The following is a 15,426-nucleotide window of genomic DNA, read 5'->3' on the forward strand; positions in this document are numbered from 1 at the left end:
ACGCAGGGATCTGTGCCAGGTGGACCCGCGCGCGAACGCGCGTGCGCTTCTTCCACCGCGTTCTGGTGACCCTGTCCTTGACCATCGCTTTCCAGAGCACGCGCGTGCTCTCAACTACGGATCGACGCCATGCACGGTTTTCCCATCACGCCTGCTCAATCGGGCATCTTCTTTCGGCAGCAATTCGATTTGCACGATCCGCGCTTCAATCTGGCGCAACTCACGGAGATCATCGGGCCGCTCGATGTCGATGTGCTTCAGGCTGCGCTGCGGCAAACCGTCGACGAAGCCGAAGGCATGCGCGTGCGCCTGCTCGTCACCGACGGCTTGCCGCGTCAGATCGTGCCCGATGAGCCGTTGCACTTCACGCTGCGCGTCGTCGATGTAAGCGACGCACCCGATCCGCTGGAAGCGATCGATCGCGATGTGCAGACCGCGCTCGCCACGGCATTCGATCTCGGTCATTGGCCGCTATTCGATGCGCAGCTTTTTCAGGCGAGCCCCACGCGCTTTTTCTTCTTTCAGCGGATTCACCATGTCGCGTTCGATGGATTTTCGTTCCTGCTTTTCACGCAGCGGCTCGCAGCCGTCTATTCGGCACTGATCGAAGGACACGATCCCGCGCCGTCCGGCTGGGCGCCCCTTGCCAATCTGCTCGACAACGACGCAGCGTATCGCGCATCCGGCGCCTTCGAAAGCGATCGGCAGTTCTGGCAGGAATACATGGAGGATTGCCCCGAGCCTGTGATCCTCTCGGCGTGCATGGCGCCCGAGCCGATGCCTGCCCACGCGTATTCGCAGGCGAGCGCGCAAATCCGTCTATCGCCCGACACGACCGCGCGCATGCGCGAGATGGCCGCACGCAACGGCACCACCTGGCCGCAAATCATGACGGCGGTGATGGCCGCCTACGTCGCACGTCTGAGCGGCCAGCCCGAAGTGGTGCTTGGCTTGCCCGTCACCGCACGCGTCGGGCGTCTGGCGAGAAGCGTGCCGGGCATGTTGTCGAATGCGCTGCCGTTGCGCGCGATCGTCGACGAACGCACGACCATCGTCGATCTTCTCGATGCCGTGTCACGGCAGAGCCGCCGGGTGCTGCGTCATCAACGCTATCGCGTGAAAGATATCCGGCGCGATGTGGGCCGCATCGAAGCCGACAGGCCGCTTTTCGGTCCCACCGTGAACATCATGCCGGAGTACAGCCGCGCGCTGAACTTCGCGGGCTGCCTCATCGGCTCGAATCGCTCGTTCTATGGCACGCCCGATGATCTCGCGCTGATCGTGCATGACCAGGGCGATGAACTCGGCATCGAATTGATGTTCGATGGCAATCCGTTGCTCTATACGCCCGAGTCCGTGGATGCGCACGCGCGCCGCTTCACGCGTCTCCTCGAACAAGTGCTCGATCAGCCCGATGCGCCGCTGCATACGCTTCAGCTTGTGCTGCCAGAAAGACAGGCGCTGCTCGAACGCTGGAACGACACAGCCGCGCCGTATCCCGAGCATGAGTGTATTCATCGGCTTCTGGAGCAGCAGGCCCGGTTCACGCCCGACGCCGTCGCACTCGTCTGCGATGGCGCATCGCTCACGTTTGCGCAGCTCAATGCGCGTGCGAACCGGCTCGCGCATCGGCTGATCGCGCTCGGCGTGCGTCCCGAAGATCGCGTCGCGTTGTGTATGGAGCGCGGCATCGGCGCAATTGTCGCGTTGTTCGGCATACTCAAGTCGGGCGGCGCGTACATTCCGCTCGATCCGGCTTATCCGGGGGAGCGCCTGAGTTACATACTCGGCGATGCCTCGCCCCTGTTGCTGGTCGCCGATGCGGCGGGCCGTCACGCGCTCGGTGATATCGGTGCGCTTGCGGTGCTCGATCCCGATGCATCGCTCGACGATGCGCTGCCGCAAACCGATCCGCATGTGCCCGGCCTCGCCTCGCATCATCTCGCGTATGCGATCTACACGTCCGGGTCGACCGGCAAGCCCAAGGGCGTCATGGTCGAGCATCGGCATGTGATGAATCTGCATCATGCGTTGCAATCGACAGTGTTCGCGCATTGCACGCCGCATGCTGGCGTTACGCTGAACGCGAGCATCGCCTTCGATGCGTCCGTGCAGAACCTTACCGCGTTGCTGTCCGGACATCGACTCGTCGTCGTTCCCGCCGATGTGCGCACCGACGCGATGGCGCTCGTCGATTTTCTCGATACATCTGATATCGACGTTTTCGACTGCACGCCGACGCAACTCGAATCGCTGTTCTCCGCTGGTCTGCTCGAACGACGGCAAACGCCACTGACCGTGCTCGTCGGCGGCGAACCACTCACCCCGCAGACGTGGAGCCGTCTCGCGCGTGCACAAGGCATACGCGCGTTCAACGTCTATGGTCCGACCGAGTGCACGGTGGATGCGACCTTCGCGGAGATCACGCACGAACAGGCGCAACCGGTCATCGGCAAGCCGCTCGCCAACACGCGCACCTATGTGCTCGACGCGCGGCGTCGCGTGGTGCCGCCCGGCGCCGTGGGCGAACTGTATATCGGCGGCGCGGGTGTTGCGCGCGGCTATCTGAATCGTCCTGAGCTCACGGCCGAGCGCTTTCTCGACGATCCCTTCGTGCCGGGCGCGCGCATGTACCGCACCGGCGATCTCGCCCGATTTCATCTCGACGGCAACATAGAATTCCTCGGACGCAACGATCTGCAGATCAAGATTCGCGGCTTTCGCATCGAGCCCGGTGAGATCGAGACGCAGATCGCGAGTCATCCGGCGGTGCGCGATGCCGTGGTGATTGCGCGTTCGCGCACGCCCGGCTCGCAGGATCAGCAACTCATCGCCTACGTCACCGCGCGCGATGAATTCGGCATCGATGCAAGCGGCTTGCGCGAGCATCTGAGTTCGCGTCTTCCCGACTACATGACGCCCGCCGCGTTCGTCACGCTCGATGCGCTGCCGCTTACGCCGAGCGGCAAGCTCGATCGCCGCGCGTTGCCCGATCCGCAAGCCGACGCCTTCGCGCTGCGTCCCTTCGAAGCACCGCAAGGTCGCACCGAAAGCGCGCTCGCCGATCTGTGGGCTGAGCTGCTGGGCATCGAACGTGTCGGCCGGCATGACAATTTTTTCGCGCTCGGCGGCCACTCGCTGCTCGCGGTGACGCTCATCGAGCGCTTGCGGCGCATCGGGCTGCAAGCGAGCGTGCGCGATCTCTTCGCGACGCCCGTGCTCAGCGCATTCGCCGATGCCATCGATTACGCCGCGCCGAAGTCCGACATCGTCGTGCCGCCCAATGCCATCACGGCCGCGAACAGCGCCATCACGCCGGACATGCTGCCGCTCATCGCGCTGACGCAGGCGGATATCGATCGCATCGTCGATCAGGTGCCTGGCGGGATCTCCAACATTCAGGATATCTATGCGCTCGCGCCGCTGCAGGAAGGCATCCTGTTTCATCACATGCTCACGACCGAAGGTGATCCGTATCTGCAAACGGCTCGCCTCGCGTTCGACAGCCGCGCCCGTCTCGATGCATGGGTCGATGCGTTGCAACAGGTCGTCGCGCGGCATGACATTCTGCGCACCGCGTTCGTTCACGAAGGCGTGACGACGGCAGCGCAGGTCGTCCTGCGTCACGCGCCCGTGACGATCGTTGAGGTCGACGATCTGACGCATCGTTTCGATGCGCGCACGCAGCGCCTCGATCTCGCTCGTGCGCCCTTGATGCAGATCGCGATCGCACGCGAGGCGTGCGGTGATCGCTGGCTGATGCAATTGAACTGGCATCATCTGATCGGCGATCATGCGACGCTCGAAGTCATGCATGCGGAAATCGGCGCGATTCTCGATGGCCGCGCGCACGCGTTGGGCGCGGCGCAACCATTCCGCGACCTCGTCGCGCAGGCCCGGCTCGGTGCGAACCGTGAAGCGCAGGAAGCCTTTTTCCGCGACACGCTCGCCGATGTCAGCGAGCCCACGTTGCCGTTCGGCTTGACCGATGTGCATCACGACGGCTCGGCCGTCGCCGAAGCGCACATCACGCTGCCCGCAGAGCTAGATGCACGTCTGCGCGCGCAGGCCCGGCATATCGGCGTGAGTCTCGCGAGTCTCTGTCATCTCGCGTGGGCGCGCGTGTTGAGCGCGGGGAGCGCGCTCGATTCCGATGGGCGCGTCGTATTTGGCACCGTGTTGCTCGGACGCATGCAGGCGGGCGTCGATCAGGCGCTCGGGCTCGTGATCAACACCTTGCCGGTTCGCCTCGACATCGACGACGCTTCCGTCGCGGACAGCGCGCGTCTTGCGCATGACCGTCTTGCCGCGCTGCTGCAGTATCAGCATGCCCCGCTCGCGCTCGCTCAACGGTGCAGCGGCGTTGCCGCGCCCGCGCCGCTCTTCAATGCGCTGCTCAACTATCGTCATAATCGCGCATCCGACGAACGGCACACCGCCTTCGATGGAATCGAACTGCTCGGCGCCGAAGAGCGCACGAATTATCCGCTGACGCTGTGCGTCGACGACAACGGCGATAGTCTCGGCCTCATCGCGCAGACCGTCGCGCCGCTGTCGCCCGAACAGCTCTGCGGATATATGGCACAGGCGTTGTCGAGCCTTGCGCAGGCACTCGAAGAGGCGCCGCAAACGCCGGTGAACCAGCTCGATGTCGTGCCGCCCGAGACGCACGACTTGCTGGTGAAGACATGGAACGATACGGCTTCGTATCCATCGGACATGTGCATTCATCAGCTCTTCGAGCAGCAGGCGAGGCGCGTGCCCGACGCGGTCGCGCTCGTCTTCGAAGATCAATCCATGACCTATGCGCAACTCAACGCGCGGGCGAACCGGCTCGCGCATCGTCTGATCGCGTTGGGCGTGGGGCCGGAAGATCGCGTCGCGTTATGCGTTGAGCGTGGCATCGGCATGATGGTCGCATTGCTCGCGATCCTCAAGTCGGGTGGCGCTTATGTGCCGCTCGATCCCGCTTATTCGGGCGAGCGCTTGAGCCACATTCTCATCGACTCGACACCGCGCCTGTTGCTCGCCGATGCCGCCGGCCGCGCGGCGCTCGGCGATACGGGCACGCTCACCGTGATCGATCCCGATGCATCGCTCGACGACGAAATCGGGCAAGACGATCCACTTACAGCCGTCGCTCCGTCGCATCTCGCTTACGTGATCTACACGTCCGGTTCGACCGGCAAGCCCAAGGGCGTGATGATCGAGCATGCGCAGATCGTTCGTCTCTTCGATGCGACGCACGACTGGTTCGGTTTCGATGAACGCGATGTTTGGTGTCTGTTCCACTCGTTCGCCTTCGATTTCTCGGTCTGGGAAATGTGGGGCGCGCTGCGTTATGGCGGCAAGCTCGTGATCGTGCCGCAACAGGTTGCGCGTTTCACGCCCGACTTTATTCGACTCCTTCAGCAGGAACGCGTGACCGTGCTGAATCAGACGCCCAGCGCATTTCGTGCACTGATACAGGCGCAGGAAACGAACGATGCGCCCACCGCGTTGCGTTATGTCGTGTTCGGCGGCGAGGCGTTGAATCCTTCGATGCTGGAGACGTGGTACGCACGTCATTCGGATCGGCAGCCGCGCCTCGTCAACATGTACGGCATCACCGAGACGACCGTGCATGTGACTTATCGACCGCTCGATCGCGAAGACTGCGCGGACAGCCACAGCCCGATCGGCGTGCGCATTCCCGACCTGACGATCTATCTGCTCGATGCGCAACAGCGGCTCGCGCCTGTCGGTGCGGTGGGCGAGTTGTATGTCGGAGGCGCGGGCGTGGCGCGCGGCTACCTCAATCGGCCCGAGCTGACCGCCCAGCGTTTCATCGACGATCCGTTCGTTCCGGGCGCGAGGCTCTATCGTACGGGCGATCTCGGACGGTATCGGCCCGATGGCAGTCTGGAGTTTTTCGGGCGCAACGATCATCAGGTCAAGATTCGAGGCTTTCGTATCGAGCTGGGTGAGATCGAAGCGCAGATTGCCAGTCATCCGGCGGTGCGCGAAGCCGTCGTCATTGCGCGTGCGCGCGATGAAGCGACGCAGGATCAGCAACTCATCGCCTATATCACCGGCGTTTCAGACACCGATACGAGCGATCTTCGCGAGCATCTCAGTTCGCGTTTGCCGGATTACATGGTGCCATCCGCGTTCGTGACGCTCGATGCCTTGCCCCTTACGACAAACGGCAAGCTGGATCGCCGCGCGCTGCCCGATCCGCAATGGCAGAACCTCGCCGTGTATGTCGCGCCGCGGACATCGCTTGAAACATCGCTTGCGGAGTGCTTTGCCAGCGTGCTCGGCCTCGAACGCGTGAGCATCTTCGATGACTTCTTTGCGCTCGGCGGTCACTCGTTGCTCGCGACGCAACTCGTCTCGCGACTGCGCGAAGCCCTGTCGGTCGAACTGTCCTTGCGCACGCTCTTCGATGCGCCAAGCGTCGCGGCGCTCGCCGACGCGCTGGAGGACACGGCTCGTCAACCCGGTGCGCGACCGCCCTTGCAAGCGTTGCCGCGTCCCGTGCAACTGCCGCTGTCGTTCGCGCAGGAACGCTTGTGGTTCCTCGATCAGCTCGATCCGGGACAATCGACGTACAACATACCGGTCGCCGTGCGCCTCTCGGGCTCGCTCGATGTTCACGCATTCGAAACAGCGTTGAACGCACTCGTGGCGCGTCACGAGAGCCTGCGCACATCGTTCGTGGAGCACGACGGCCAGGCAGTGCAATGCATTGCTTCCAGCCTGAAGATCGCGCTGCCGCTCATCGAACTCGATGAACGCGTCGCCGATGAGCAAAGCGCCGAGGTCCTCCGCCTTGCGCAAATCGAAGCCTCACGCGCCTTCGATCTCCAGCATGGACCGCTGCTTCGCGCGCAATTGCTGCGTTTGTCATCCGCTGAACACGTCCTGTTGTTCACGATGCATCACATCGTCTCCGATGGCTGGTCTATCGGCGTGCTCGTTCGTGAACTCGGCGCATGCTATACGGCTGCAGTGCGCAAGGAGCCGGTTGCGCTCCCGCCCTTGCCTGTCCAATACGCCGACTTTACGATATGGCAGCGTGCCTGGCTCGCCGATGCGGAACTGGAGCGTCAGACGCAATACTGGCGCGATCGTCTTGCCGATCTCGCGCCGCTGGATTTGCCTCTCGACCGTCCGCGCCCCGCACAGATCAGCGGACGCGGCGCAACGTTGCCTTTCGCGCTTAGCCCCGCGTCATGCGAACGGCTATATGCGTTCGCGCACCGCGAAGGCGTCACGCCTTTCATGCTGCTGCTTGCCGTGTTCCAGACGCTGCTTGCGCGACTGTCCGGACAGAACGATGTCGCCGTAGGCTCGCCCATCGCCAATCGCACGCATGCGCAGATCGAGCCGCTCATCGGCCTGTTCGTCAACACGCTCGTGTTGCGCACCGATCTTTCGGGGTCGCCCTCGTTGCGTACGTTGCTTGCGCAAGTCCGCGATACGACGCTCGCTGCTTACGCGCATCAGGACTTGCCGTTCGAGAAGCTCGTCGAAGCGCTCGCGCCGGTTCGCGACACCAGCCGCACCGCGTTGTTTCAGGCAATGTTCGTGTTGCAGAACGCACCCGCGGAGCCGCTCGCCTTGCCCGGACTCACGCTCGAGTTGCTGCCGCCGGCCGAAGCCGGCGCCAAGTTCGATCTCACATTGGACCTGACTCATACGCAAGACCATCTGACCGGCAGCCTGAACTACGCTACCGACCTGTTCGACGAACGCACCATCGCGCGCTTCGGCGAGCGCTTCGCGCGCTTGCTCGAACAGGCGCTCGATCAGCCCGATGCACCGCTCTTTGGGCTCGAGCTCGTGCTGCCCGAGGAACACGCGCTCCTCGAACGATGGAACGACACGGCAACGGCCTATCGCGACGATGTCTGTATTCAACAGCTCTTCGAAGAGCAAGTCCGGCGCACGCCCGATGCGCTCGCGCTCATCTTCGCGGATCAGTCGCTCACGTACGCGCAGCTCGATGCGCGTGCGAACCGGCTTGCGCATCGGCTGATCGCGCTGGGCGTGCAAGCGGAAGATCGCGTCGCGTTCTGCATGGCGCGCGGCATCGGCGGAATCGTCGCGTTGATGGCGATACTGAAGGCAGGCGGCGCGTATGTGCCGCTCGATCCTGCCTATCCAGGCGAACGGCTGACGCATATCCTCACCGATGCGATGCCTCGTCTGCTCATTGCCGATGCCGCCGGTCGCGAAGCATTGGGCGACACGGGTTCGCTCACGGTCATCGATCCCGATGCAGCGCTCAACGACGCGTTCCCGCAGCACGATCCGCGCCCGAACGTCGGGCCGAACAACCTCGCTTACGTGATCTACACATCGGGTTCGACCGGCAAGCCCAAAGGCGTTGCGATCGAGCACGGAACGCTCGTCGCGTCCACCTTCGCGCGGCACCGGTTCTATGAGCGCGCATCGAACGAACGCTTCCTGCTGCTGTCGTCGCTCGCTTTCGACAGCTCCGTCGCGGGCCTCTTCGGCACGCTCACGAACGGAGGCTGTCTTGCGCTCGTAGATCTCGATACCGCGCGAGACCCGGACGCGATCATCCAACTGGTGCGGCATCGCGACATCACGCGTGTGTTGTGCGTGCCGTCGCTCGGCCAGGCCATTCTCGACAGCATGTCGTCGAGCGATGCTCATAAGCTCCGCGAGATCATCGTCGCGGGCGAAGCGTGCCCGCCGGGACTCGCGAAGCAAAGCTCGACGCTGCGCCGACCGGTCGCGCTCTACAACGAATACGGTCCCACGGAAGCGACGGTTTGGGCGACCGCGTATCGGTGCCTGCCGGAAGAGTCGAACCCGGTGCCCATCGGCCGTCCCATTGCGAACACGCGCATTTATCTGCTCGATGCCGAGCGCCGCTTGATGCCTGTCGGCGCCGTGGGCGAACTCTATGTCGGCGGCGCGGGTGTTGGGCGCGGCTATCTGAATCGTCCCGAACTCAGCGCCGGGCGCTTTCTCGACGATCCCTTCGTACCGGGCGGGCGCATGTATCGCACCGGCGACATCGCACGCTATCGCGCCGATGGCAACATCGAATTTCTCGGACGCAACGATCATCAAGTCAAGATTCGCGGCTTCCGCATCGAGCTCGGCGAGATCGAAGCGCAGATCGCCAGTCATCCGTCGGTACGCGAGGCCGTCGTCATCGCGCGTGCGCGGCATGAAGCCACGCAGGATCAACAGCTCATCGCGTACGTCACCGGCACGGACGAGATCGATGCAAGCGTGTTGCGCGAACATCTTGCATCGGGCTTACCCGATTACATGGTGCCCTCGGCCTTCGTCGTGCTCGATGCCTTGCCGCTGACGCCCAACGGCAAGCTCGATCGTCGCGCATTGCCCGCCCCGCAGTGGCAGGACCAGGCCACCTATGTCGGGCCGCGCACATCGCTAGAAGATGCGCTCGCGCAATGCTTTGCCAGCGTGCTCGGCCTCGAACGTGTCAGCGTGTTCGATAACTTCTTCTCGCTGGGCGGCCATTCGCTGCTGGCCACGCAACTCGTGTCGCGCGTACGTCAGGCGCTTTCCATCGAGTTGCCGCTGCGTGCCTTGTTCGATGCGCCGAGCGTTGCCGCGCTTGCCGAAGTGCTTGCGCTCGACGAACCTTCCCGCGTCGCGAGCGCCTTGCCGCCTTTGCAAGCACGCGAGCGGCCCGCTCGTCTGCCGCTGTCCTTCGCGCAGGAACGTGTGTGGTTCCTCGAACAACTCAATCCGGGACAATCCGCCTACAACATTCCGGTCGCGGTGCGTCTGAACGGAGCACTCGATGTGCCGTCATTCGAAACCGCGCTGAACGCCCTCGTGGAGCGTCACGAAAGCTTGCGAACGACGTTCGCGCAACACGACGGACAGGCCGTGCAATGCATCGCGCCGCACTTGCACATCGCGCTGCCGGTCATCGCGCTCGATGCGCTCGCTTCCGATGCACAAGCCGCCGAACTGCGTCGACTCGCGCAGGATGAAGCCACGCGCGCATTCGATCTTCAGCGCGGTCCTTTACTTCGTGCGCTCTTGCTGCGTCTTGCGCAACACGAACATGTCTTGCTGTTCACGATGCATCACATCGTCTCCGATGGCTGGTCGACGGGCGTGCTCGTGCGTGAACTCGGCGCGGGCTATGCGGCTGCATTGCGCAATGAACCTCTCTCACTGCCGCCACTGGCCGTGCAATACGCCGACTTCACCTTGTGGCAGCGCGATTGGCTGGCGGGTGCCGAACTCGAACGTCAGACGCAATACTGGCGCAATCAGCTTGCCGAACTCGCACCGCTGAACCTGCCCGCCGATCGCCCACGTCCATCGCAAATGAGCGGACGCGGCGCGAGCGTGCCATTCGCGGTGAGTGCCGCGTTGTGCAATCGGATCGACGCGCTTGCGAATCGGGAAGGCGTCACGCCTTTCATGCTGCTGCTCGCCGTGTTCCAGACGCTGCTTGCGCGGCTATCCGGTCAAAACGACGTCGCCATAGGGTCGCCTATCGCGAACCGCTCGCATGCGCAGGTCGAGCCGCTCATCGGCCTGTTCGTCAACACGCTCGTCTTGCGCGCCGATCTTTCGGGATCGCCGTCGCTGCGTGAATTGCTCGCGCAAGTGCGTGGAACGACGCTCGCCGCTTACGCGCATCAGGACTTGCCGTTCGAGAAGCTCGTCGAAGCGCTCGCGCCGGTTCGCGATACCAGCCGCACGGCGTTGTTCCAGGTGATGTTCGTCCTTCAAAATGCGCCGATGGAGCCGCTCGCGCTGCCCGGCCTCACGCTGGAAGTAATGCGCCCCGCCGATGCTGGCGCGAAGTTCGATCTCACGCTGAACCTGACGCAAACACAAGATCATTTGCGCGGCACGCTCGCATACGCGGCCGACCTGTTCGATGAGCAAACGATCGTGCGCTTGGGCGAACGCTTCACGCGTCTGCTCGAACAGGCGCTCGATCGACCCGATGCGCCCTTGCATGCGCTCGAACTGGTGCTGCCCGAAGAGCATGCGTTGCTCGAACGATGGAACGACACGACCGCGGCGTATCCCGAAGATGTGTGCATCCATCGTCTGTTCGAACAACAGGTTCGACGCTTGCCTGAAGCAATCGCGCTTGTATTCGAAGACGAATCGCTCACATACGCCGAACTCAATGCGCGCGCGAATCGGCTTGCGCATCGGCTGGTCGCGCTCGGGGTCCGGCCGGAAGATCGGGTCGCGCTGTGCATGGAGCGAAGCATCGGCATGATCGTCGCGTTGATGGCGATACTGAAGGCAGGCGGCGCTTACGTGCCGCTCGATCCGGCTTATCCGGGCGAACGACTGAGCCACATCCTCACCGATGCAGCGCCGCGTCTCCTGCTCGCCGATGCTGCGGGCCGTGAAGCATTGGGCGACACGGGCGCGCTCGTCGTACTCGATATCGATGCATCGCTCGATGACGCGCTGTCACAAGAGAACCCGCAAACGAACGTCGCGGCGCATCATCTCGCCTACGTCATCTATACCTCCGGCTCCACCGGCAAGCCCAAGGGCGTGATGGTCGAGCATCACCATGTCGTGAATCTGCATTACGCGCTGCAATCAACGGTGTTCGCACGTTGCGCCGCCCGCTCCGGCATCGGCCTGAACGCAAGCATCGCGTTCGATTCTTCGCTGAAGAGCCTCACCGCGCTGCTTGCAGGTCATCGGCTGATCTTGATTCCCGCCGACGTGCGCACCGATAGCGCGGCGCTCATCGAGTATCTGAACAACGCCGATATCGACGTCATCGACTGCACGCCGACTCAACTCGATGTCATGCTCGCCAGCGGCTTGCTCGAGCGTCGACACTCGGAGCTGACCTTGCTTATCGGCGGCGAAGCGATCACGCAACAGACGTGGAACAGGCTCGCGCTAGCTGACCGGATTCGCGCGTTCAACGTCTATGGTCCGACCGAATGCACCGTCGATGCCGCGCTCACGGAAATCACGGCCGATCAGATGCAACCGGTTATCGGCAAGCCGATTGCCAACGCGCGCATCTATCTGCTCGACGCGCACCTTCAGTGGGTTCCGCCGGGCGCGATTGGTGAGTTGTATATCGGCGGCGCGGGCGTATCGCGTGGTTATCTGAACCAGCCCGATCTCACGGCCGAACGTTTCATCGATGATCCGTTCATCGCCGGCGCGCGCATGTATCGAACGGGCGATATCGCGCGTTATCACGCCGATGGCAATATAGAGTTTCTCGGACGCAACGATCACCAGGTCAAAATACGCGGTTTTCGTATCGAGCTCGGCGAGATCGAGACGCACGTCGCCAGTCATCCGTTGGTGCGCGAGGCCGTCGTCATCGCCCGCATGCGGCATGAAAAGACGCTGGATCAGCAACTCGTCGCATATGTCACGGCAACTGGCGATATCGACATTGACGAACTTCGGGAACATGCGAGTTCGCGTCTGCCCGACTATATGGTGCCGTCGGCTTTCGTGCTGCTCGACGCGTTGCCGCTGACGCCCAACGGCAAGCTCGATCGTCGCGCACTGCCCGATCCGCAATGGCAAGACCTCGCCGCGTATGTCGCGCCGCGCACCTTGCTCGAACACACGCTCGCGCAGTGCTTCGCCGATGTGCTCGGCCTCGAGCGCGTGAGCGTCCTCGACAACTTCTTCTCGCTCGGCGGTCATTCGCTGCTTGCTACGCAACTCGTCTCGCGCTTGCGTCAGACGCTTGCGATCGAGCTGCCCTTGCGTACGCTGTTCGATGCGCCTAGCGTCGCCTCGCTTGCCGAAGCGCTTACGCTCGATGCGCCTTCCGATCGCGCGAGCATCTTGCCGCCTTTGCGGACCCGTGAGCGCCCCACGCATCTGCCGTTGTCTTTCGCGCAGGAACGTTTGTGGTTCCTAGAGCAGCTCAACCCGGGGCAGTCTACGTATCACATTCCAGTGGCCGTGCGTCTCAGCGGATCGGTCGATGTTCGCGCGTTGCAGAGCGCGATGGATGCGCTCATCGATCGACATGAAATCCTGCGCACATGCTTCGCCCAACACGATGGTTTGCCGGTTCAACGCATCGCGACGCAAGCACGGATCACCTTGCCGCTGATCGCGCTCGATACGCTCGATGCCGATGCGCAAGCCACCGAAGTCCGCCGCCTGGCACAAGACGAAGCAACACACGCATTCGATCTTGCACGCGGTCCGCTGCTTCGTGCTGGATTGCTGCGCCTGTCTGCGCGAGAGCATGTCCTGCTGTTCACGATCCATCACATCATCTACGATGGCTGGTCGACTGGCGTGCTCGTGCGTGAACTCGGCGCGTGCTACACGGCGGCGTTGTCGAACGCGCCTGCTGCGTTGCCGCCGCTCGACGTGCAGTATGCCGACTTCACCTTGTGGCAGCGCGACTGGCTCGCCGGCGCCGAACTCGAACGACAGACACGCTATTGGCGCGATCGGCTCGAGGGGCTCGCGCCGCTCGATCTGCCGACCGATCGCCCTCGGCCGTCGCACATCAGCGGGCGCGGCGCAAGCTTGCCCTTCGCTCTGAGCCCGGTGCTTTCCGAGCGGCTGATCGGGCTCGCGCAAGGTGAAGGCACGACGCCCTTCATGCTGCTGCTCGCCGTCTTCCAGACGCTGCTCGCGCGTCTATCCGGTCAAACGGATATCGCAGTCGGCTCGCCGATCGCCAATCGCACGCACGCGCAAGTCGAGCCGCTCATCGGCCTGTTCGTCAATACGCTGGTCATGCGCGCGGATCTTTCCGGTTCGCCTTCGTTGCGTACGTTGCTCACGCAAGTGCGCGATACGACGCTCGCCGCTTACGCGCATCAGGACCTGCCGTTCGAGAAGCTCGTCGAAGCACTCGCGCCGGCTCGCGATACCAGCCGTACGGCGCTCTTCCAGGTGATGTTCGTGTTGCAGAACGCACCGGCGGAGCCCCTCGCCTTGCCCGGACTCACGCTCGAGTTGCTGCCTCCGTCCGAAGCCGGCGCGAAGTTTGATCTCACGTTGAAGCTCGCGCACACGCAAGGGCGCTTTGCTGGCAGCCTGAGCTACGCGTCCGATCTCTTCGACGAGCGCACGATTGCAAGGCTCGGGGAACGCTTCGAGCGCCTGCTCGAACAGGCGCTCGATCAACCCGATGCGCCCCTGCATGCGTTCGAGATCGTGCTACCCGAAGAGCACGCAATGTTCAGGCGATGGAACGATACCGCCGCTGCGTATCCCGAGCATCTGTGTATCCATCAGCTTTTCGCTCAACAGGTGCGACGCTCGCCCGATGCAATCGGGCTCGTCTTTGAAAACGAGTCGCTCACGTATGCGCAACTCGATGCCCGCGCCAACCGGCTTGCCCATCATCTCATCGCGCTTGGCGTCGAACCAGAGCATCGCGTCGCGTTGTGCATGGAGCGCGGCATCGACATGATCGTCGCGTTGATGGCGATACTCAAGGCAGGCGCTGCGTATGTGCCGCTCGATCCCACCACGGTAGCGGAGCGTCTCAGGTACATGCTCGACGACGCCGATGTATCGCTGCTCGTGACTCAGACATCGCTTCTCGACGGTCTTTCAGATGTCGCGCGGGACGTGCCGATCGTCTGTCCTGACAAGGACGCGAGGCGTGTCCAAGCATGTCCCGATATCGAACCCGCCATCGACATGCATGCGCACTGCCCGGCTTATGTGATCTACACGTCCGGCTCGACCGGCAAGCCGAAGGGCGTCGTATTGAGTCATCGGAATCTCTCGAACTATTTGAGCGGCGTGCTCGCGAGGATGAACGTTCGAGCGCAGTCGAAGATGGCACTTGCTTCGACCATCGCGACCGATCTGGGCAATACGATTCTGTTCGGTGCGCTGGTCGCGGGCCACGAGCTGCATGTGCTGTCGAACGAGCGCACCACCGATAGCTATTTGTTCGGGCAATACATGCGTCAGCGCGGCATCGATGTTCTCAAGATCGTGCCCGGACATCTGCGCGCGCTCGTTGACGTCACGCTCGACACCGCCCCGGCATTGCCGACGCAACTGCTCGTGCTCGGCGGAGAAGCGACGCGCGCCGACTGGATCCGTCGCGTGCAGGCGCTGAAGCCCGGCATGCGCATTCTCAATCACTTTGGGCCGACCGAGACCACCGTGGGCGTGTTGACGCATGCCTATCACGACGCCATCGCATACGGCATGTCGATTCCCATCGGGAGACCGCTTGCCAACACGCAAGCCTACGTGCTCGATGAATCCTTGCGTCCTGTGCCACTCGGCGTGACGGGTGAGTTGTATATCGGCGGCGCAGGTCTGGCGAGTGGCTATCTGCGACGCGCGGCGCTCACCGCTCAGCGCTTCGTCGCCAATCCCTTCGAATCCGGCGAGCGCATGTACCGCACGGGCGATCTCGCGCGTTATCGTGCCGATGGCAACATCGAGTTCCTCGGCCGCAAC

At 63.2% G+C, this 15,426-nt stretch carries 1 protein-coding gene; it reads left to right on the forward strand.

The window, feature by feature from the left end; genetic code table 11:
• Positions 1-129 precede the first annotated feature (129 nt).
• Positions 130-15,426, forward strand: a 15,297-nt coding sequence (locus NCT32_RS22675) for a non-ribosomal peptide synthetase (protein WP_250490553.1), incomplete at its 3' end; no start/stop codon positions are given.

Origin of the sequence: Caballeronia sp. INML2 (genome assembly GCF_023631365.1) — a bacterium.
Classification (GTDB): Bacteria; Pseudomonadota; Gammaproteobacteria; order Burkholderiales; family Burkholderiaceae; genus Caballeronia; species Caballeronia turbans.